The organism is Capnocytophaga sp. (genome assembly GCF_030532915.1).
In the GTDB taxonomy this organism is placed as follows: Bacteria; Bacteroidota; Bacteroidia; order Flavobacteriales; family Flavobacteriaceae; genus Capnocytophaga.
In genome coordinates this window covers 38,473-59,889 of the sequence record NZ_JAUNKD010000003.1, presented here as the reverse complement: position 1 = coordinate 59,889, position 21,417 = coordinate 38,473, and the positions used below count along the sequence as shown (strand labels likewise).

Here is a 21,417-nt window from a genome sequence, read left to right as displayed (position 1 = left end):
AGCAAATTTATGCCTCCTTTTGCATAAAACAGTCGATTTTATATCCGCTTATCACGCAACAATGCCTCAAACAGCATCAACTGTTCAAGGCATTGTTTGCCAATAAATTATTTTTAACAGATAAAATGTGTCGGTTGTAAAAAGATGTTACCTTACTCTAAACGAGTGTGATTTGCGACACATTTTTTACTGTTATCTTATTAAAATTTGTAACCTACCCCAATTTGGAATACACGGTTTTTAAATTTGAAATCAGCGTTAGCCGTTCCATCCTTATCTTTTGGAGTTTCTTGCGACAAACTGGTTAAACCAAAATTAAACGTAGCATCAAAGAATAAACCAAAAGGCAAATTGTACTCGGCACCTACACCTAAACCAAAATCAAAAGCGCTTTTAGTTTTGGTTATAACCTCTGCTGATGTTGACTCCTTATCCCAAACAGATGTCTTAGAGTTTACGGCATACCCCAAGCTAATACCGGCTTTTGGACGGAAACCTGAAATGTCATATTTTATCCATACCGGCAAGGTAATTAGCCCTACATTGGTGTAAGCATCTTTAAAATCAGCCTTTACTGTTTCAACAAGATTACCATTTGAATAAACCTTAAGGTCTGCCGATTTGTATTTAGCACCCTGTGCGGTATAACCCAAACCTGCTTCCAAGAAAAGTTTTTCAGAAAGCCCCAACTCGGCAAAAGCACCGATATGGTATCCTGTTTTATAACTTTCATTAAATTCAGAAACAAGTTTTTCTGTTCCATTTGCTTCATTGATGCTGCTTGACAATGTAGCAATGTTTAAACCTGCTTTTACACCAAATTTAAGCTCTTGTGCTTGAGCTGTAAACACGGTTGCAATGGCAACCCCTACTGTAACAAAAAATTTCTTCATTGTTTGTAAAAATTTAAATTAATAAAATATGTAAAATAACACCTTTTTTCAGATAACAAAAAAAGCCGCTGTTTTGCAGAAGTTTTTCTGCAAAACAGCGGCTTACCTACATTAGGTTTATATTTTTAAGCAATTTATGTGCTGTGCTGTGCTGTGCTGTGCCAAGGCACTCACAAAGATACTGATTTTATATGACTTACACAAATTTTTCATAGGTAATTTCACAAAAAATTCACTTTTCTTTTTTTATACAAAATTATTCTTCATCCATTACACGAGGCAAAAATAGAAAAAATATTCAAGTAGGCAAGTGATAAGGCTGTTAATTTTTTCTAAAAATCATTTATTCAAAACAAGTTTCTCACAAAAGTTGGTATTTTTGCGCCCGAAAAAAAAATTAATTCCATTTTAATGAAACTACTTACTAAAAACTTACAAGTTAAAACACTTGTTATCACAGGTTTACTCGCATTTTCCTGTACAAAAATTGAAAAAGAAGAAAAAATCGTGGAAGTGGAAGTTGAAAAACAGGTAGTGAAAGAAATCACCCCTATCACATTTGCCACACTCACCGCTTCACAAGTGCAAGAGTCAGGTAATGAGATGTTTACCGAAGCTGATAATGAAGCGGTAAACGGGCAGGTAATTCTCTACAACGACGATTTGCGTGCTTTCCGTATTAACGAAATGCTGGAAGTGCGTGCCCTTGCAGGTGGTACGTACCGCGTGCGAAACTTTTTACCGCATACATTTACCAATGTGGAAATTCAAATGACCATTGAAGGGGTAAATTCACCTATAAAAGTAGCTCATTTTGAATCGTTTCCGCCTTTGTATGAATACGTTGGCGACCTGCCGTTTGCCGATGGTGAAACCTTTTTGCAAACCATTGAGGGCAATAAAATTTCGGTGGAAAATATCAAAAATCTCCCAACCTCCAACTTCAAATTCACCTTGGTGAGTGACGACCCGATGTTTGCCAAACTTAAAACCATCAAACTCAACACCTTTTATTGTTTCCGCCCTTATGAAAAAGATAACAAGTGGGACAAAGTAACCAACGTAGACGCCCGTAACTACCTGCCTTTGGCTCTGAATCTGGCGTATGTGTTCAGCTCTGATGAATTTGAAAATGCCGTGCTTAACGCTCCTTACGATTTTCAAGACAACGGAAGAACCCTTGATAAAGCCGACATCGTAAGGCGGTTTCGCAATGTGCCGAGACAAAACCTGGGTATTGTTGTAAAATACGGCATTTTAGGCTTGGGTGGTGGCGACACTTTTGGTATCCGTAGGGAATATCTTGGCAACCCTAACAACAATTTTTACAAACAGTTAGAGCCTTTAAGAGCCATAAGTTCTCCGCTCGACACTTGGGTACACGAGTTTAGCCACGTGGCCGGCTACGGGCATAACGGAAATATGACCTATTACAGACCTGCCAACTTACACGGAATTGTACCGCTTACAATGAAAATTTATCAACAAATGCTGAAAGACAAACAATTACCTTTTTCAGAATATCCATACACCCAAAAATAATAGCATCTTAGCAATGAAAAAAATAATTATATTTACTTCATTATCAGTTTTGTTTTCTTGCGGAAAGCAAATCGAGGAAGTTATCATAGAAAAGAAAATTGAAAAAATAGTAGAAATAGAGCCACAGGCAAAAACGAAGCACAACATTGCCTATTACTTCAAAGAAGAATTGCCTATTTTAACCAATAAAAAAGAAAATCAATCATTTATAAGCATTGATTGCCAAGCTGATGATATTTTCATAGGAATTGAAACCACCGAAGGCTCTGCCAAAACATACAGCCTGCAAAAATTAGACGTGCAAACGGGCGCTCTTACGGAGGTAATCGCAAACTTAAAAGAAATTAAAGACGTAGCGATTTCTGACCAACATATTTTCATTACGCAGGCAAATACGGTTCAAGTTTTTAACCGACAAAATTATATGCCGTATATGGTTATCGGTTCGGGAACAGAAGGATACCACAACAACGGAATGTTTTCAGCCTTTGCGTTGCTGCCTTCGGAAAATCACTTATTGGTTCGCGACGGGCGCAGGCTTTTATTTTACGCCAATGCAGATATTAGCCCTGAAAAATCTAAAAAAATATCGGCAAGCGTGAAAAGTGCTTTTTCAGCAAAAAACAATACGTCATTAGCGCAAATTAATAAAAATATATATTTAGCTGATAATAAATCAATTGAAATATATAATTTGAACGATGCGATGGCTATCAACAACGAACAAGGTCCTTCGGCAAAAATCAATTTTGATAAAAACATACTTCAATTGGCAACATTCAGAGGGCACTTGTATGCCGGCTTGGGTGAGTTTGGTTTTGCCAGAGTAAATCTTGAAAAAAGGGAATTTACAGATAAAGTTACTCATTATCAATCAAATCCGTTAAACGTGCAATCATTTGCGTTTTCAGAAAATACCTTATTCGTAATAAGTAAGGCAAGTGCCTCTATCACAACGTATCAGATAAAAGATGTGATATACAGAGAGTATTAACATTAACTCATTTTTTGGAAATAAAAAGTGAAGAAACCTATTTTTTTGGTCTTCACTTTTTATTTTTTCAGCACAACTCACAACTTTTTTCTATCTTTGCCCGAATTTATAACAAATCGCTTAATATGCTAACAATAAAACGAAATCATCAATCGGTACGTGCCATTTTTGAAAAATACCAATCGGCAAAGCACGAAGCCATTGAATTTGTTTTTGATTTAGCCGACTATTACCGACAAAAATTCTCAAAAAAAAATGCCTCCGTTACCTTAGACGAACTGATTACGGAGGTGAAAAACAGCCCTGAAAAAGCCGATTTTTTAAAAGAAAACTTATCTTCGGTTTTTTCCGGAAAAAAGAAAACCATTTTAATGACCGATGCAGGGCTTCTCAGCAGTGTTTCCTTTTTTAAGGAACTCCGCCGAAGGCTCTCCCGCCAACTCATTCCCGACCAGCCCGCACACGACAGCATACAATACGTTCTGAATCAGATATTTTACAAACCTTCTGACAGCAATTGGCTGCACGCAATCCCCACTGAAAATTGGAACGAACTCTTTGAGGTTCTTTCACTGAAAACATTTTATGAAGATGCCAAAAACAAAACCACTTCCAAAGAAATTCTCTTGGCGATAATGATTCTCTCCCAACGAATGGGTGGTTTCGCACTTCAAACCGATGTGATACGTATGGTTCCGGAATATTCATCGCTTGAAAGTCCGTTCATCGCTTTGGATAACGAGTTGAATGACTTGCATAAAAAAATGGAAGCCGAAGGCAAAGCCTATCTGGATATGGAAACCTACAACTTGGATTACAAGCAGTTAAACATTCTGGCTGACCAATGTGAAAGTTTTGTGAGTGCGGCAATGAGCAACACGTCAAAATACGGCATTTCATTCAGCGTAAACCAAACGCTTTTGCTTATCCGCCAACAAATCAAGCGTATTCGTAGGCTTTACACAATGCTCTTTATCAGCAATGAAGCAGAAAAACAAAGCAATACGATTCGGTTTTATTTAACGCTGGTAAAGCACAACACCAAAAAGAATAACGTACGAAAACTCATTGACGATAGCGTTTACAACATTACCTACGAAATCACCAACTACACCGGAAAAACAGGCGAGCATTACATCACTTCCGGAACGCGGGAATATTTCAGTATGTTCAAAACCGCTTTTGGCGGCGGGGTTATCGTTGGGTTTATGTGCTTGATAAAACTATTACTTTCCAAACAGGATTTGAGTGAATTCGGTTATGCCCTGACATACAGCTTGAATTATGCCATTGGTTTTGTTATTATTTACCTCACCGGCGCCACTTTGGCTACCAAACAACCGGCAATGACGGCTTCAACCATCGCCAAAACGCTTGAAAACTTGACAACGAACGATAAAAAAGAAAAAAACAGGCAGTATTTGGAGTTTTCGGCTCTGTTTGCGCGGCTTTTCCGTTCACAATTTATCGCTTTTGCAGGAAATGTGCTGGCGGCGTTCCCCGTGGCATTGGTATTGGTCTGGGGCATTTTTCAGTTGAGCGGAGGCTACAATTTTGCCGAATCAAAAAGTGCTAAGCTATTGGCAGAGTTAGACTTACGTCAAACACCTGTTTTCTTTCATTCGTGCATTGCGGGCGTGTTTTTGTTCCTTTCGGGAATTATTGCCGGCAATGTGGCGAGTGTGAACAATTTTAATAATTTTTATTACCGATTGTCAGAACATCCTGTTTTAAAAGCTGTTATAGGAAAAGAACGAATGATAAAAATCGCCGATTGGATGCAAAAAAAATGGCCCGGCATTGTTTCCAACATTTGGTTTGGCTTTTTTATGGGAAGCACAGGCGTCATCGGAACCTTTTTGGGGCTGAATTTAGACATTCGGCACATCACTTTTGCTAGCGGAAGTTTGGCATTAGGGCTTTTCGGAGCGGATTTTAACGTAACGTTAAACCTCCTTATCTGGACAATTTTAGGTATTTTCATCATCGGTTTTGGGAATTTCATTGTGAGTTTTTCCCTTTCGTTGGGCATTGCTTTGCGTTCGCGCGAAATTCCGATTTCAGAACTCAAAAATCTGACAAAATCCGTTTGGCAGCGTTTCAAACAAAAACCGGCTTCGTTTTTCTTGCCTACAAAACACAAAGTTACTGAAAACCAAAATAATCATTAATCATAAAAATCAGAATACGCCAATGAAGTACGTATATACTTTTATTTTATTTTTTATTTTCCAAAACATTTTTTCGCAGAAAATAAATCCGTTGCTTGCTGAAAATCCGGAAAAACAACAAAAATGGGTAGAAGAAACCTATAAAAATATGTCTTTGGATGAAAAAATCGGACAATTATTTATGGTTTCAGTATTTTCAAGCCAAATCGAAACAAAAAACACCGAATTCGTCAAAGAATTAATCAAAAAATATCACATCGGAGGCATCATTTTCTCAAAAGGCGGACCTAAACGGCAGGCAAAACTTACCAATGAGTACCAATCGTTGTCAAAAATTCCGCTTTTTATGTCGATGGATGCCGAATGGGGTTTGGCAATGCGGCTGGATTCCACTTTTGCTTACCCTTGGAATATGACGATGGGTGCCGTGAAAGACAATAATATCATTGAAAAAGCAGGTTTTCGTATCGGGAAGCATTGCAAAGAGTTGGGAATGCAGTTTAATTTTGCTCCGGATATCGACATCAACACCAATCCGGCAAATCCCATCATCGGAAATCGTTCGTTCGGGGAAGACAAGCAAAACGTGGCTCTCAAAGGAATTGCCCTCACCAAAGGAATGCAATCCGCCGGCGTGTTGGGCAGTGCCAAGCATTTTCCGGGTCACGGCGACACCTCAAAAGACTCACACAAAACCCTGCCTCTGATTGATTTTTCATCGGATAGGCTCAATGAAGTGGAAATGTATCCGTTTCGTGAGCTTGTCAAAAACGGCGTTGCCAGCGTGATGGTCGGGCATTTGAACATCCCTGCATTGGAATCAAAAAAAGGATTGCCTTCATCGCTTTCTCATCATATTATTACTGATATTCTGAAAGATAGAATGCAATTTGACGGACTTGTTTTTACCGACGCCCTCGGAATGAAAGGCGTTTCGGAATATTTGCCCGTAGGTGAAGTGGAGGTTGCCGCTTTTCTGGCAGGAAACGATATCTTACTGATGCCCAGTGATGTAATCAAAGGATTCAACGCCATCAAAAAAGCCCACAACACCAACAAAATTACGGAAGAACGATTGGCGTATTCCGTAAAAAAAATCCTGATGGCAAAATATAAAGTAGGGTTGCAAAGCTATACGCCTTTAAATGAGAAAGATATCTACAAAAATTTACATACCCTTGAAGATGATTTGCTTTTGGAAGAAATTTTTGAGAACGCTTTGACCGTTGCCAAAAATGACGACAAACTGCTTCCGCTGAAAGAACTTGACAAACAACGAATTGCATACGTAAAATTTGGAAATGACAGCGGTTGGGCTTTTTACACCGCACTTCGGAAGTATGCCGATGTGGCAATCATAGAACCAAAATCAAACGAACAGCTAATCAATGCCTTAGAGCCTTTTGAAACGGTAATTATCGGTCTGCACAAACCCGACAAAACCCCTTGGGACGCTTATAAATTCACGCAAAATGAGTTGCTTTGGCTTGAAAATATCGCTAAGAAAAAGAAAGTTATTTTGAACATTTTTACGCGTCCGTATGCGTTGCTTGACGTGAAAAATCTTAAAAACATTGAAAGTATCGTTATTTCGTACCAAAATCACAAAGTGGCTCAGGAAAAAACCGCACAACTTATTTTCGGTGCCATTGAAGGAAAAGGCGTTTTGCCGGTTTCGGCTCACCCTGAATTGCCTGTAAACACTTCGATAAGCACCCCAAAAATTGGTCGTCTTTCTTACGGAATTCCTGAAAGTGTCGGGATTAACTCAAAAAAATTGGAGGGCATTGACAGCATCGCTAAAATTGTTCTTGCCAAAAGAATGGCTCCCGGAATGCAAATTTTGGTCGCCAAACAAGGAAAAATCATCTATCGGAAAAATTTCGGAACGCTTGATTACAACGAAAAAAATTTGGTGAAAGACAATACCATTTATGATTTGGCATCGCTTACCAAAATTCTGGCAACACTCCCCGAGCTGATGAAGATGTATGCCCAAGAAGATTTTAACATAAACTCCACATTTTCAGACTTGTTGCCCGAACTGAAAAACACCAACAAAGGCAATATGAAAATGGCTAATGTGCTGTCACACTACGCTTTATTTCCGTCGTGGATTCCGTTTTATTTAAAAACCTTAGATGCACAAAAAAAACCGCTTAAAGAGATTTACAACACCACACAAACGGATGAATTTTCAGTACAAGTAGCTAAAAATCTGTATATAAGAAAAAGTTATACCGACACAATTTTCAAACGAATCGACCAGTGTGATTTGATAAAACGAAAAAAATATCTGTACAGCGACCTTCCGTATTATTACTTCAAAAAATATATCGAGAAGCAATCAAAAACCTCACTTGCCGAAGTGGTTCAGAGGGATTTTTACCGAAGTATGGGAGCATATCACCTGACTTACTTTCCGTTACAACATTTTTCGTCCGGACAAATTGCGCCTTCGGAGGTGGATACGTCTTTCCGAAAACAAGAAATTCGCGGATACGTTCACGATCAAGGAGCTGCCTTGTTGGGCGGTGTGGGCGGACACGCAGGGCTTTTCGGTAACGCCGATGATGTGGCAAAAATGATGCAAATGTTTTTGCAAAAAGGGTATTACGGCGGGCAATGGTATTTACAACCTCAAGTAGTTAATTTGTTCAATACCTGTATGTTCTGTAATGAAAACAACCGCAGGGGATTAGGATTTGACAAACCGCAACTTGAAGGCGATGGTCCCACTTGTGGTTGCGTACCGATGTCAAGCTTCGGGCATACGGGCTTCACGGGGACATACGCTTGGGCTGACCCTGATAATGAGATTGTTATCGTATTTTTATCCAACAGAACTTTTCCCACAGCCGAAAATAACCTGCTTATTAAAGAAAGCGTTCGCCCTAAAATACAGCGAATTGTATATAATTCCATCATAAAATAAAAAATCCTTGATTATCAAGGACTTTTTTAATGTTTTTTATATTTTCAAAATAATTGAACTACGTCAATTTAGGATTTAAAATCATCGGAAACATTGCTAAAAATCAGGGTGCTAAACGCTCTATTTTCCAGTCGTAATCCTCTGTTAATGAGTACCGAATACGGTCGTGCAAACGATTGGGTCGCCCTTGCCAAAATTCTATTGATTGTGGTCTGACCAAATAACCGCCCCAATACGCAGGACGAGCAACTTCCGAGTCAGCATATTGTTTTTCAAGCAATTGCAATTTGTTTTCCAAAAAATCGCGCGAGGGAATAACCTCACTCTGCGGAGAAACCAACGCCCCGAGTTTGCTGCCCAACGGACGCGATTCAAAATATCCGTCCGACAAATTTTCTGCCAGTTTTTCAGCTATTCCTTTGATTATCACCTGCCTTTCCATACTCGCCCAAAAAAAAGACAAACACACATTGGGGTTTTGAGCCATCGCCTTGCCTTTTTCGCTTTCATAATTCGTATAGAAAATAAATCCCTCGTGCGTATAACGTTTCAGCAGCACCACACGAGCTTTTGGGAATCCGTCCTGCCCAATGGTCGAAATCGTCATCGCATTGGTTTCATCAACGCCGCCGTTTTCTTCCACTTCGTAAAACCAAGTTTGAAACAATTGCAACGGATTATCCGGAATGTTCGCCTCCAACAATTCGCGTTTTTGGTAAATTTTTCGGTAATTGCTTAAATCTTTTTCCACTTTTATCAAAATTATTTTTTTCTTAATTATCTAATATTCTGATTTTTATATCGAAGTCGGTAACATCAGTAAAAAAGGTAATGATTTTTTAAAATCCAATTCGGAATATTCCAAGCCCAGCAAGCGAATATTTTCATAATACGCTTCGTGTTTGTCATAATACATTTTTTCACTTTGAATAAACCACGCTTTATGTCCTAATTTTTGAGCCAAGAACCACTTTTCGAGTAACCTTGCCGACCTTCCGTTTCCGTCGTTCCACGGATGAATTTTTACAAAAATCAAATAGATAAACGCCGCAAAATAAAATACTTCGGCAATGCTTAGTTCGCTTTTTAATAAAATTTCAATATCGTTGAAAAGTTTTTTAATTTCCGTTTCAACCTTGTCGGGTGGTGTTGCCACATATTCGATTTTTCCGTTGGGCGTGATGACGTACATATGCTGATGGCGAAATTTTCCCTGCCAAGCCGGATTTACAATGTGTTTGCTCAACAAAGCGTGTGCTTTCGACACATTTTCAAGATTTAACGCATTGTTTTTTGCAAAAATCGAAGCGTTGTAAAGGTCGTCAATTTTTTTGGTGTAATCAGGCAAAAACGCTATTCCGAATTTTTTGTGCTTTACGTAACTATCCAATTCCACTTCCTCACCCTCAATTTTAGAGCTGTAGACCGACGAAACCGAAACGTAAAAACTGAATATATCTGTCGAAATATCAGCGTCTTCCAATGTTTCAAATGCTTCACGTAAGTTTTTGGGAGCTTGTTGCAAATAGTCGTCAAGCAAATCAATGGGGATTATTTGTAATTTATTTTTCATTTTTCGCTACTTTTAATTCTGAAAAACAAATTTCTTTCCGTCTTCGCTTAAAAATGTATTTTGAAAAACGGTTTGGGCTTCGTTTAAAAACAATTTTTTATCGGAATATCTGGACGAATAATGCCCCAAAATAAGGGCTTCGACGTGGGCATTTTGGGCAATCGTGGCGGCTTGCCAAGCGGTGGAGTGCATCGTTTTTTGAGCCAAATCGTTGTGTTGTTGCAAAAAAGTGGACTCGTGGTAAAGCACCCGCACGCCCCGAATTTCGTCAGCCAACGCCTCAAAATACAGCGTATCACTGCAATACGCATAACTTTGCGGAGCGATAGGTTCAAAACTCAAAACCTCATTCTTGATAAGTTTTCCGTTTTCAAGCAGAATGTCTTTTCCATTTTTTATATTCTGATAATCACAGATTTGTATGCCGTAATTTTGAATTGCATCGATGTTTAAACGGCGTTCGGTTTGTTTCTCTTGAAATAAAAATCCGTTGGTGTACACGCGATGCCGAAGCGGAATGGTGCGTACCAAAAGTTTCTCATCTTCCAAAAGAAGTTCAGAATCAGCACTTTCCAATTCGTGGAAATATATTTTGAAAGACGACCACGCTCCGCCCAATTTCAACAGCAACAAAATGACTTCTTTGATGCCTTTGGGTCCGTAAATGTGCAAATCGGTTTCTCTGCCCAAAAGTTGGAAAGTGGAAATCAGCCCTGGCAACCCGAAAAAATGGTCGCCGTGCAGGTGCGAAATAAAAACGTGCTTAATCCTTGAAAATCGGACGTTTGCATTACGAAGTGCCATTTGCGTACCTTCCCCGCAGTCAATCAAAAACAAATGTCCGCGCATTTCCAAAACCTGCGAAGACGGACGAGCATTGGTACGTGGCGTGGCACTATGGCAACCTAAAATTGTTAATTCCACAAAATATTTTTTCTGATTAAAACCCTAAATCACGTTGAATATCTTCCATTTCGATGATATCATAAGCCTCTTGTAATGTGGGTGTTACATTCACCTCATTAGGAATATCGGCATATGTAATTTCATCATTTACAATTACTATGGACTTTTTATTTTTCTTGTTATGATATTTGGAAAGCTCCACAAAGGGTTTTAAATCTTTGTTTTCCAAATCTTTAACCGAAAGTAAATCCAAAATCAAATGGAAGGATTTCCACTGTTCATTATTCTTAAAATCAGCTGCAAAATCAGCCAATTCGGCTTTTGAAAGTGTTATAACTTTACTATTTTTCATTATCTTTTACTTTTATTTTCAAAAAATTCAAACCAATTGCCATCAAGGTCTTCAAATGTTAGTAATTTTCCGTAATGTTCATCACGAATGTCTCCTATAATCCTTACATTATTGGCTACCAAAGTACTGAACATCCGTTTTATATCTTCAACTTCAAACATTATACGCGTTTTCTGTGGTACGACGTTTCCTTTTTCCGGCGGACGTTTTAAAATGGCAAACGAAGTAGCTCCCAAATCAAATTCTATCCAATCATCTTGCCTAAATTTCGACACAAAACCAAGACTCTCAAAAAAGTTTTTTGAAGCTTCCAAATCACTCACATATGCCCAACAAGCATATATTTTTTTGATATTCTTCATTTCTAATCACCTTTTTTGAAGTTCACAAAGTTTCAGCAAAGTTAAAAAAAACAGAATAATTTTCCGAACATCTCATCAAAATTATTTATTTACAAATTCAGAAAACCAATCTGGCAATGATTTTCATTCTTTGTAAAACAACTCATAATCAGCATAAAAACCCCAAATAAAAAATAAAAATTCGTAAAATTGACACTTAGCCCACAACCTAACCAAAAATTTTATATTTTTGCACCCTTAATCACTTACTTTAAAACAAATTCAGACAAAAAAACACCGTAAAATGGCAAAATACACAGAAGACGACTTGCGCGACGAGCTGCAAACCAAAGAATATGCGTACGGTTTTTACACCGACATTGAGGCCGAAACCTTTCCTAAGGGGCTGAGCGAGGAAATCGTTATCGCAATCTCAAAAAAGAAAAACGAACCCGAGTGGATGACCAATTGGCGACTCGAAGCCTTCCGCACTTGGAAGGAAATGGAAGAACCCACGCATTGGGTAAATGTAAATTACGAAAAACCTGATTTCCAAGACATTTCGTATTATTCCGCTCCCAAACAAAAACCTCAATATGAAAGTTTGGACGAAGTAGACCCCAAACTTTTAGAAACCTTTAACAAACTGGGAATTTCCATCGAAGAGCAGAAACGTCTCACGGGCGTTGCTCCTGTTGCGATGGACATCGTGATGGATTCCGTTTCGGTGACAACAACTTTCAAAAAGACTTTGGCAGAAAAAGGAATCATTTTCTGTTCCATCTCCGAAGCCATCAAAGAACACCCCGAGCTTGTGCAAAAATACATCGGCTCGGTAGTACCACGAACCGACAATTTTTATGCTGCCCTAAACTCGGCGGTATTTTCCGATGGGTCGTTCTGTTACATACCGAAGGGCGTTCGTTGTCCGATGGAACTTTCGACATATTTCCGTATCAATCAGGCAGGTACGGGGCAGTTTGAGCGTACACTGGTAATCGCCGATGAAGGTAGTTACGTGTCGTATCTTGAAGGATGTACCGCTCCGCAACGTGACGAAAACCAATTACACGCTGCCGTAGTGGAGCTCATTGCTTTGGACAATGCCGAGATAAAATACTCAACCGTTCAGAACTGGTTCCCAGGGGATAAAGATGGTAAAGGAGGGGTTTTCAATTTTGTAACCAAACGCGGTTTATGTGAAAAGAACGCCAAAATATCTTGGACGCAGGTCGAGACAGGTTCCGCCGTAACGTGGAAATATCCTTCGTGTGTGCTGAAAGGTGATAATTCGATTGGGGAATTTTACTCCATCGCCGTTACCAATCACTTCCAACAGGCGGACACCGGGACGAAGATGATTCATTTAGGAAAAAACACCCGTTCAACCATTATTTCCAAAGGGATTTCTGCCGGACAATCGCAAAATTCATACCGAGGATTGGTGAAAGTTGGAGCAAACGCCGAGAATGCACGAAACTTCTCGCAGTGTGATTCCCTTTTGATGGGCAACGAGTGCGGGGCTCATACCTTCCCGTATATCGAGGCAAAAAACAAGACTGCCCAAATAGAACACGAGGCAACGACTTCCAAAATTGGGGAAGACCAAATTTTCTACTGCAATCAACGAGGCATCGACACGGAAAAAGCCATCGCCCTGATTGTAAACGGTTTCAGCAAGGAGGTTTTAAACAAACTCCCAATGGAATTTGCCGTAGAAGCTCAGAAATTGTTGGAAATCTCTTTGGAAGGAAGTGTCGGTTAGGTCGAGAGGCTCGACACCCAATAATCTTTTTCAAAAAGGAAGATAGATAATATACATATTTTGTAGGGACGGAATATATTCCGTCCTTTTTTGTGTATATTTATGTAGGGACGAATTGCAATTCGCCCGTACGATACGCATTCCAATATAAAACAAAAACATTTTATGTAGGGGCGAAATATTTTTCGCCCGTACAATACATCATTTAATATAAAATAACATCAACACGTGTACAGGCGAATTGCAATTTGCCCCTACGATTCGCATTTCAACATAAAAAACATCATTTTTTATCTGAATTTAAACAAAATCCACGTGCCTTTGAATCAAATCCATTAGATATTGAATATTTTTATGTAAAAAACAATGATTTTTTATCTGTAAAATATATTTTTTTATATAAAATGATATTACAATGTGTACGGACAAAAAACATTTTGCCCATACGATACATATTCCAACATAAAATATAACATATACGTGTAGGGACGAAACATTTTTCGCCCGAATAATACATAATCCAATATAAAACAACATCAATCTGTGTAAGGGCGAATTGCAATTCGCCCCTACGATACACATTTCAATATAAAATATAGTATACACGTGTAGAGGCGAAATATATTTCGCCCGAACAATACATCATTCAATATAAAATATAACATATACGTGTAGGGATGAAACATTTTTCGCCCGAATAATACATAATCCAATATAAAACAACATCAATCTGTGTAAGGGCGAATTGCAATTCGCCCCTACGATACACATTTCAATATAAAATATAACATATACGTGTAGGGATGAAACATTTTTCGCCCGAATAATACATAATCCAATATAAAACAACATCAATCTGTGTAAGGGCGAATTGCAATTCGCCCCTACGATGCTATTTCCAACATAAAATATAACACATATGTGTTTGTGTGAAATATTTTTTGCCTAAAAAATACATCATTCAATATAAAATAATATCAAAACATCTTGATAAAAATCCAAACTGTGAATAACTCTGTTTATAAAAATTTGAAAATGAATTATTTTTGGCTTGATTTTTGCTTCTATATTTTCTGAAACAACATCAGAAGTAACACTTAAAAATGTTGTTATCATAAACGAAATATTAACTTAATAACTTTTTAGATTATGGCAAGTAAATCGTACGCAGAGAACATCAAGGCAATCAAATTAATGATTGACGGACTTCGAAATCACAAGGATAACCTACCCGCAGGCATCGATGAGGCTTTCATCGATACGTTGGAATCCTTGAAAAACAAGGTAGAAACCTTAAATAGTGAGCAAGAAAAGCTCAAAGCTGATTTAAAGACAAAAACAGAAGCCTTTGACAAGGAATTCAAACTGCTTGCTGAAAAACAATCCATTGCTAAGAAACGAACCAAGATGGATTTCCCGCAAAGTCAGTGGCGTGAGTTTGGCATTGAGGATAAAAAGTAGTTTTATAAGATATTACTAATAGTATTAATGTAGGGACGAATTGCAATTCACCCATACAATGTGATTCGCAACACGGAACAAACAGTATCCGTGTAGGGGCAGATTGCAATTCGTCCGTACAATGTGATTCGCAACACGGGACAAATAGTATCCGTGTAGGGGCGGATTGCAATTCCCTTTCATTACTAAAATATCTAAATGTGATCATATGAGGAATATAAACCTACTGCTGTTTGACGATTTTGAAACGTTAGATTTGTTTGGTCCTGTGGAGATTTTGGGCAAGGTAGAAACATTCAATCTGAAATATTTTTCCATCAACGGAGGGATTGTAACAAGCAAACAGGGAACACAAATTATCACACAGAAAATAACGGAAGCCAAGCCTACGGACATTTTAGTAATCCCGGGCGGACAAGGAACAAGAAGGCTGGTTGATGATTCCATTTTTATAGAAACGCTTGTTTCATTTGTGGAAAAAGCTTCATTTTGTTTAGGTATTTGTACGGGTAGCGTATTGCTTGCCAAAACAGGATTGCTCAACAATCGTGAAGCAACTTCCAACAAAAAGGCTTTTGATTGGGCACTGCAAATGGCTCCTGAGGTTTGTTGGAAGCGAAAAGCCCGCTGGGTGGTGGACGGAAAGTTTTACACCTCGTCAGGGGTTTCCGCAGGGATTGATATGGCTTTGGCTTTTGTGGCAGACAGACTCGGGCAAGAGAAAGCACAGCAAATCGCCACGCATATTGAATACGTCTGGAATTCTGACAAAGAAAATGATATGTTTGCTTAATCAATAAAAGAGGAATGGCGTATTTTTATGTAGGGGCGAAATATATTTCGCCCAAATACATAAGGAAAAGCGTTAATTTTCAATCCAATTCTGTAAGATTTGCTTTCCTAAGGGTGTCAAAACGGATTCAGGGTGGTATTGCACGCCCCGAACGTCATATTTTTTATGCCGAAGCGACATTATTTGTCCGTTTTCATCAACCGATGTGGCTACTAACACCTCGGGCAACGAATTTTTCACCACCCACGAGTGATATCGCCCCACGTTGAAGGTTCGGGGCATATTTTTGAAGAGTACATCATCTTCCAAAAGCGTTACAGGCGTGGCAATTCCGTGATATACCTGATGTAAATTAACCAATTCCCCGCCAAAAACCTCCCCGATGGCCTGTTGCCCCAAACAAACTCCGAAAATGCTTTTAAAAGGCGCATATTTTCGAATGATTTCTTTGAGCAAACCCGCCTGCTCCGGCACACCGGGTCCCGGAGAGAGCAATATTTTCTCAAAATCGTTCACCTCATCAAGTGTAACAAGGTCGTTTCGCCTGACAACCACCTTGCAATCAAGTGCTTCCAAGTAGTGCACTAAATTGTACACAAAACTATCGTAATTATCAATCACCAGTACGTTTTTCATCTGCTTATTGTAAGAATCAATCGGTTATATTTGTTTAAAATAGTGGTAAAAAAACGAAAAGTGCCTCTTGCGAAACACTTTTCCAATTAATTTAAATTATTTAAAAATGAAAACAAATTACAAAGTTACGCTTTTGAAGTCAATGATTTGAAGAAAACAAACCCAAAGCCCAAAGTCAGCATACAATGGAAAGGGAACATACCAAAATCATTGAGCCTCACGGCGCTGTACAAGCCAAAAATGAAATAAACCATCAACATAAACTCAAAAATCATATTGGGCGACAGTTTTGTGTTGATGTATTTATTGTTTTTCCAAGTGTCGGAGAGGGCATTGATGTTGAATTTAGGCGTACGCACAAATTCGCTTTTCTTCCCTGTATGTCCTTCAAGCACGGCAATTGTATTGTGAAACGAAAAACCAAGCGCCACCGAAAAGAAGGTGAAAAAGAGCTTGATGTAACTCAAAAAGTCATCAAAGGTTTTTCCTTGTAAGTTCTTGTACGTCACCCAATAACAGACAAACAAAATTACGGTACTGATAATGAAGAAACTCGTAATTTGGAAAATCCAGCCCAAATGCCCATACGTGTTTTTGATATAAAGCATCGGGATGCTCAACACTGAAACTACGAAAACCCATAAAAACATTGAGCTGTTTAAAAGATGCATCACGCCGTGGAATTTGGTTTTCAGTCCGATATTTTTAGCGGCAAGCACACGTGAAACGGATTTTCTAAAATTCTCAGCGCCACCTTTGTTCCATCGGAATTGTTGTGAGCGCGCCGCAGAGATTACCACCGGAAGTTCAGCCGGCGTTTCTACATTTTCTAAATACTTGAATTTCCAGTTTTTAAGCTGTGCGCGATAGCTCAAATCCAAATCTTCGGTTAGGGTGTCACCTTCCCAGTTTCCGGCATCGTAAATACACTCTTTACGCCAGATACCTGCCGTTCCGTTAAAGTTGATGAAATGCCCTTTTGAGTTGCGTCCCACTTGCTCCAACGTGAAATGAACATCAAGCGCAAGTGCCTGTATTTTAGTAAGAATGGAATAATCACGATTGATATGCCCCCAACGGGTTTGTACCACACCGATTTCAGGGTCTTTGAAATAGATAACGGTTTTTTTCAGCCAATCGGATTGCGGCATAAAATCAGCATCGAAAATGGCTATAAAATCTCCTTTGGCAATGGCTGTTCCCTCTTTTAAAGCACCGGCTTTGAAGCCTTTACGGTCAGTTCGGCGAATGTGCTGAATGTCCAACCCGGTTTTTTGTAATTCTTCAATAATTTGAGCCGTTTCCTGAACCGATTCATCAGTGGAATCGTCTAAAACTTGAATTTCCAATTTGTTTTTCGGATATTCAATTCGTGCGATATTTTCGAGTAAACGCTTCACCACATACTTCTCATTATACAACGGAAGTTGAATGGTTACATACGGAATTTCCTTTGGTTCAAGCAAATTGAAACGCGGCGCCTCATCATTTTGTTTCCTGTGTTTCAAATAATTAACCAATAAGTTTAACATTGAAAGGCTATACAAAAAAATAAGAAGCAACGCCAAGCAATAAACCGCAATAATGGCGTAATTAACTATTATTCCCATAGTTATCAGTGTGTTTGTAAATATTGGGCAAAGATAGCGTATTTTTTTATCCCTCAATTAAATTTAACAGCTATTTTTTCAACAATCAGAAAAAAAATAACGGCAAACAACACCTTTCTCCATCAGCAAAAACAGAATGACAATATGAAAAACAAGCACTTACAAATAAAATTTTGTAACTCATTAAAAAAATATAAAAATTTTATGCCCTTAAATTTCGTCGTAACATTTGTACTTTGAACCAATCAAAAAATAACGAATTGCTACACAATAATATAATTATGCGGAAAAACTATTAAAAACCAACTTGCGGAATTGACAGAAATGATTACTTTTGCACCCCGAAAAAAACGATTCATACGTGAATAAATCTTATTTTACGCAAGCCTTTTTTATTCTTTTAGTGGCAGCCCTACTTTTTGTGGGGCTAAAAAATGTCTTGCCGAAACGTATTTTTCCCGAAGCAACCAAGCCCACAACTAACATACTGGTAGACAGCCTTATGCTTGAAGCCATCACCAAAGAAGAAACTACTTTTACCAACGATTCACTTGCCATAAATACGGTTTTGGACACCCTTATACACAGCCAAACCCACAAAAATTTGGAAGCATTTTTTGAACGACTTCAACAATTGGAAACATCGGGTGAAGGTAGCGTTCGTATTGGTTATTTTGGTGATTCGATGACGGACGGGGATTTTATTGTGCAAGATTTGCGTTCTCTTTTCCAAAGTGCTTTCGGCGGATTGGGAGTCGGGTTTGCGTCCATCACCTCCGAATCGGCTGCAACGCGGGTTAGTATGCGGCATTCTTATTCCCAAAATTGGAAAACACAATCGTTTGTAAACACCAAAAATCCACAATATCCGTTTGGCGTTAGCGGGCGGGTTTCATTCGTGAAAAATGCCGGTAAAGCCGTTTGGGTTGAGTACAAGCCTTATGCGTTGAAGCACATCACTGAAATTTATTCGCCTGTTTTATTTTACGGGGCTTCTGAAAACACAAATGCCTCGGTGGAAATTTCGTACAATGGAGACACCACCAAAATAGTTAAACCACTAATTACCAACAAACTACTAAAAACATTAAAACTTGCCGAAAACAACGTAAAAAGCATCAAATTACGTTTTTTAAACGCTGATTCCATTCCGTTTTATGGCGTTAATTCAGGCAACGGAAAAGGCGTTCATATTGACAATTTTTCAAGCAGAGGAAATTCAGGACTTCCACTTTCACTGTTAAAACCCGCACTAATGCAGGAATTTGACAAAGCATTGGGGCGGTACGACCTGATTGTGTTACACTTTGGAGCAAACGTGCTGAATCACGGCAGTTTAAATTACTCGTGGTACGTAAAAGGAATGACCAAAGTAGTGGAGCAAATCAAACGCTGTTTCCCGAAGGCTTCAATATTAATCATTTCAACTGCCGACAAATCAACGAAATACGAAATGGAAATGAAAACCGATTTGGCTGTAATTCCGCTTATTAACGCACAAAAAAAGTATGCCGATGACAACCAAGCCGGATTTATCAATCTTTACCAATTAATGGGAGGTGAAAACTCTATGGTTCAATGGGTTGAAGGGGAACCTTCGTTAGCTACCAAAGATTACACCCACTTTAATGCACGCGGTTCCAGAAAAATAGCTCAACTCATCTATCAGGAACTCATTAACGAATACGAAATTTTTAAATCATTAAACAGAAAAAAACACAATCAAATAAAATCACAACCAACTGTAAATGAAGCCATAAAAAGAGAAAAACCTGATAGTTTACACATTAAAAAAGACACGACAAACATAAAAATAATACAAGATTCATTGCCTACGCCCAAAGATTCCGTACCATTACAAGAAAAAACGGAATGATTTTTGCCATCAGCTACCCTTAATGAATTGCAGCACAACAAAAACACAAAAAAAATAAAAAATGAAAAGCACTAAAATAATTGGGTTTATTACCTTGTCATCGGCTGTTCTCTCGTTTTATTTCGGGGCGCTTTCAGCCGAAGCCAATGTTTTGCCAACAGGAAATTTTCCGGCTGTAAGCAGCAGTTCCCCCGTGGATATGGCATACCATCAAGTGGCTTATCAAGATTTAAAAACACCTGATTCCAAACGAGTTCCGTCAGAATTTGACAATATGCACAACTACGAAGTGCTATTGCCTTTTTTTGAAAAACTAAACGGATTGGAAAATTTTAACGATCGTAAAATCAACATTGTACACATTGGCGACTCACACATTCAAGCCGATGCGATGACAAACGTAATCCGCCAACAATTGCAAAGCAAATTCGGCAATGCCGGCTTAGGCTTCGTTTTTCCGTATTCACTTATGAGAACTAACGGCGGGCGCAACGTTCGTTTTTCGTCAAATATCGCTTGGGAAAATCAAAAAATTACTGAAACCAAAGATTTTAGCAACATCGGGCTTTCGGGCTATTCGTTTACCACCCGAAATAAAAATTTCTTGATTGAAATTGAAGTGAAAAACCAAGAATACAACTTCAATACACTAAAAATAATCACGCCTAACAATCAGCAAATGTTTGAGTTAGCCACCAGCAACGGAACCATTCCGCTAAAACCTAGCCAACCCAAAAGCATCTCACATAAAATAAAAAAAGGTGAAACCCTTTATGCCATTGCCAAAAAACACAAAACAACGGTTACGAAAATCCAGCAGGCAAACAAACTGAAAACCACAAAGATAAAAATTGGCTCCACATTAAAAATCCCAACTACGGAAATGGAACCCCAAGCCGTAGATATGACTAACTTTAACATTATCAGCACTCCAAATTCGGTTTTCACATATTATATGTATGAAAATCTAAACGTTTCAGACCGAATTTACCTCACTCCAAATCCGCAAAACAATCATTTTTCATTAAACGGATTGGTGCTGGAAAACAACAAAAGCGGCATCATTTACCATAATATCGGGGTTAATGGCGTTCGCCTTTCTGATTACAACAAATCGCAATTGTTTTTCCAACAACTCAAAGCCCTTGAACCTGACTTAATTATCATTTCATTAGGCACAAACGAGAGTTTTGGAAAATGGTCTGCGGAAGAATTTTACGCACAAACCGAGCGTTTTATGGAGGCAATTCGTGCCAATTATGGGCAGTTACCAATCATTTTGACCACACCTCCGCCATCGCTTTTCAAAAAACAAGATGTTAATCCATATCCCGCGAATTACGCCAACACTCTCATTAACAAATCAATAACAGGCGAGTACGCTACCTTTGATTTGCACAAGGCAATGGGCGGAGACGACACAATGACACGATTGATAAACCAAAATCTCATAGCCCGAGACCGCATACATTACACCGCAAGCGGATACGAAGAACAAGGATTTTTATTCTTTCAATCACTGATTAACAACTACGAGAAAACAAAAATCATCAACTAAAACCAAGATAT

General features: G+C 38.6%; 17 protein-coding genes. 9 read left to right on the top strand and 8 right to left on the bottom strand.

Annotated features, from left to right (window positions below; translation table 11 throughout):
• Positions 1-200: 200 nt before the first annotated feature.
• Positions 201-893: a porin family protein gene (locus Q4D72_RS01450; RefSeq protein ID WP_303075640.1), complete on the bottom strand. Its 693-nt coding sequence runs from the start codon at positions 891-893 to the stop codon at positions 201-203.
• 411 nt (positions 894-1,304) lie between these two features.
• Here Q4D72_RS01450 and Q4D72_RS01445 point away from each other — a divergent pair, with 411 nt between their 5' ends.
• From Q4D72_RS01445 to Q4D72_RS01430, 4 genes are all read left to right on the top strand, one after another.
• The gene (locus Q4D72_RS01445) at positions 1,305-2,435 is read left to right on the top strand and encodes a hypothetical protein (RefSeq protein WP_303075639.1); all 1,131 of its coding nucleotides are present in this window, start codon (positions 1,305-1,307) and stop codon (positions 2,433-2,435) included.
• 13 nt (positions 2,436-2,448) lie between these two features.
• Positions 2,449-3,429: a hypothetical protein gene (locus Q4D72_RS01440; RefSeq protein WP_303075638.1), complete on the top strand. Its 981-nt coding sequence runs from the start codon at positions 2,449-2,451 to the stop codon at positions 3,427-3,429.
• Between the two features lie 125 nt (positions 3,430-3,554).
• Positions 3,555-5,600, top strand: a complete 2,046-nt coding sequence (locus tag Q4D72_RS01435; protein WP_303075637.1) for a recombinase — start codon at positions 3,555-3,557, stop codon at positions 5,598-5,600.
• 22 nt (positions 5,601-5,622) lie between these two features.
• Entirely contained in the window at positions 5,623-8,535 is a 2,913-nt protein-coding gene (locus Q4D72_RS01430) for a glycoside hydrolase family 3 N-terminal domain-containing protein (RefSeq protein WP_303075636.1), read from the top strand.
• A 103-nt stretch (positions 8,536-8,638) separates the two neighbouring features.
• Here Q4D72_RS01430 and pdxH read toward each other — a convergent pair whose 3' ends face one another.
• From pdxH to Q4D72_RS01405, 5 genes are read right to left on the bottom strand one after another with little or no spacing between them, the layout of a single operon-like run.
• A complete protein-coding gene (gene pdxH, locus Q4D72_RS01425) occupies positions 8,639-9,286 on the bottom strand; it encodes a pyridoxamine 5'-phosphate oxidase (protein WP_303075635.1) in 648 nt (215 codons plus the stop codon).
• Positions 9,287-9,331: 45 nt separating this feature from the next.
• Positions 9,332-10,108 carry a Fic family protein gene (locus Q4D72_RS01420; RefSeq protein ID WP_303075634.1) on the bottom strand — a complete coding sequence of 259 codons (777 nt, stop codon included), beginning with the start codon at positions 10,106-10,108 and terminating at the stop codon, positions 9,332-9,334.
• A gap of 12 nt (positions 10,109-10,120) precedes the next feature.
• Positions 10,121-11,032, bottom strand: coding sequence for a ribonuclease Z (locus Q4D72_RS01415; protein ID WP_303075633.1), 912 nt, complete (start codon positions 11,030-11,032; stop codon positions 10,121-10,123).
• Positions 11,033-11,048: 16 nt separating this feature from the next.
• Positions 11,049-11,366: a ribonuclease Z gene (locus tag Q4D72_RS01410; RefSeq protein WP_303075632.1), complete on the bottom strand. Its 318-nt coding sequence runs from the start codon at positions 11,364-11,366 to the stop codon at positions 11,049-11,051.
• Positions 11,366-11,728 (bottom strand): VOC family protein, encoded by a 363-nt coding sequence (locus Q4D72_RS01405; RefSeq protein ID WP_303075631.1) that lies wholly within the window; start codon positions 11,726-11,728, stop codon positions 11,366-11,368. The genes Q4D72_RS01410 and Q4D72_RS01405 overlap by 1 nt, the downstream gene beginning before the upstream one ends.
• A 283-nt stretch (positions 11,729-12,011) precedes the next feature.
• On the opposite strand from Q4D72_RS01405, the gene sufB reads away from it, so the two are divergent.
• The 3 genes from sufB (at position 12,012) to Q4D72_RS01390 (ending at position 15,726) form a co-directional block, all read left to right on the top strand.
• A complete protein-coding gene (sufB, locus tag Q4D72_RS01400; RefSeq protein ID WP_303075630.1) occupies positions 12,012-13,472 on the top strand; it encodes a Fe-S cluster assembly protein SufB in 1,461 nt (486 codons plus the stop codon).
• A 1,149-nt stretch (positions 13,473-14,621) separates the two neighbouring features.
• On the top strand, positions 14,622-14,933 hold the full coding sequence (locus tag Q4D72_RS01395) for a membrane-binding protein (protein ID WP_303075629.1): 312 nt from the start codon (positions 14,622-14,624) through the stop codon (positions 14,931-14,933).
• A gap of 208 nt (positions 14,934-15,141) precedes the next feature.
• A complete protein-coding gene (locus Q4D72_RS01390; RefSeq protein ID WP_303075628.1) occupies positions 15,142-15,726 on the top strand; it encodes a DJ-1/PfpI family protein in 585 nt (194 codons plus the stop codon).
• A 72-nt stretch (positions 15,727-15,798) separates the two neighbouring features.
• Here Q4D72_RS01390 and Q4D72_RS01385 read toward each other — a convergent pair whose 3' ends face one another.
• Together Q4D72_RS01385 and Q4D72_RS01380 are read right to left on the bottom strand one after the other, a co-directional pair.
• Positions 15,799-16,362, bottom strand: coding sequence for an aminodeoxychorismate/anthranilate synthase component II (locus tag Q4D72_RS01385; protein ID WP_303075627.1), 564 nt, complete (start codon positions 16,360-16,362; stop codon positions 15,799-15,801).
• Between the two features lie 125 nt (positions 16,363-16,487).
• Complete coding sequence (locus tag Q4D72_RS01380; RefSeq protein ID WP_303075626.1) at positions 16,488-17,972, bottom strand: cellulose synthase family protein; 1,485 nt, start codon at positions 17,970-17,972, stop codon at positions 16,488-16,490.
• Positions 17,973-18,333: 361 nt separating this feature from the next.
• Between Q4D72_RS01380 and Q4D72_RS01375 the strand changes: the two genes are divergently transcribed.
• Positions 18,334-19,848: a hypothetical protein gene (locus Q4D72_RS01375; protein ID WP_303075625.1), complete on the top strand. Its 1,515-nt coding sequence runs from the start codon at positions 18,334-18,336 to the stop codon at positions 19,846-19,848.
• Between the two features lie 61 nt (positions 19,849-19,909).
• Positions 19,910-21,406 (top strand): LysM peptidoglycan-binding domain-containing protein, encoded by a 1,497-nt coding sequence (locus Q4D72_RS01370; RefSeq protein WP_303075624.1) that lies wholly within the window; start codon positions 19,910-19,912, stop codon positions 21,404-21,406.
• The last annotated feature ends 11 nt before the right edge of the window (positions 21,407-21,417 follow it).

Excerpts from the sequence above, each read along its gene's own strand:
- Q4D72_RS01390 (WP_303075628.1), top strand. The coding sequence starts at position 15,142 with ATGAGGAATATAAACCTACTGCTGTTTGACGATTTTGAAACGTTAGAT.
- Q4D72_RS01435 (WP_303075637.1), top strand. The coding sequence starts at position 3,555 with ATGCTAACAATAAAACGAAATCATCAATCGGTACGTGCCATTTTTGAA.
- Q4D72_RS01410 (WP_303075632.1), bottom strand. The coding sequence starts at position 11,366 with ATGAAAAATAGTAAAGTTATAACACTTTCAAAAGCCGAATTGGCTGAT.
- sufB (WP_303075630.1), top strand. The coding sequence starts at position 12,012 with ATGGCAAAATACACAGAAGACGACTTGCGCGACGAGCTGCAAACCAAA.
- Q4D72_RS01385 (WP_303075627.1), bottom strand. The coding sequence starts at position 16,362 with ATGAAAAACGTACTGGTGATTGATAATTACGATAGTTTTGTGTACAAT.
- Q4D72_RS01450 (WP_303075640.1), bottom strand. The coding sequence starts at position 893 with ATGAAGAAATTTTTTGTTACAGTAGGGGTTGCCATTGCAACCGTGTTT.
- Q4D72_RS01405 (WP_303075631.1), bottom strand. The coding sequence starts at position 11,728 with ATGAAGAATATCAAAAAAATATATGCTTGTTGGGCATATGTGAGTGAT.
- Q4D72_RS01395 (WP_303075629.1), top strand. The coding sequence starts at position 14,622 with ATGGCAAGTAAATCGTACGCAGAGAACATCAAGGCAATCAAATTAATG.
- Q4D72_RS01420 (WP_303075634.1), bottom strand. The coding sequence starts at position 10,108 with ATGAAAAATAAATTACAAATAATCCCCATTGATTTGCTTGACGACTAT.
- Q4D72_RS01380 (WP_303075626.1), bottom strand. The coding sequence starts at position 17,972 with ATGGGAATAATAGTTAATTACGCCATTATTGCGGTTTATTGCTTGGCG.
- Q4D72_RS01370 (WP_303075624.1), top strand. The coding sequence starts at position 19,910 with ATGAAAAGCACTAAAATAATTGGGTTTATTACCTTGTCATCGGCTGTT.
- Q4D72_RS01440 (WP_303075638.1), top strand. The coding sequence starts at position 2,449 with ATGAAAAAAATAATTATATTTACTTCATTATCAGTTTTGTTTTCTTGC.
- Q4D72_RS01430 (WP_303075636.1), top strand. The coding sequence starts at position 5,623 with ATGAAGTACGTATATACTTTTATTTTATTTTTTATTTTCCAAAACATT.
- Q4D72_RS01445 (WP_303075639.1), top strand. The coding sequence starts at position 1,305 with ATGAAACTACTTACTAAAAACTTACAAGTTAAAACACTTGTTATCACA.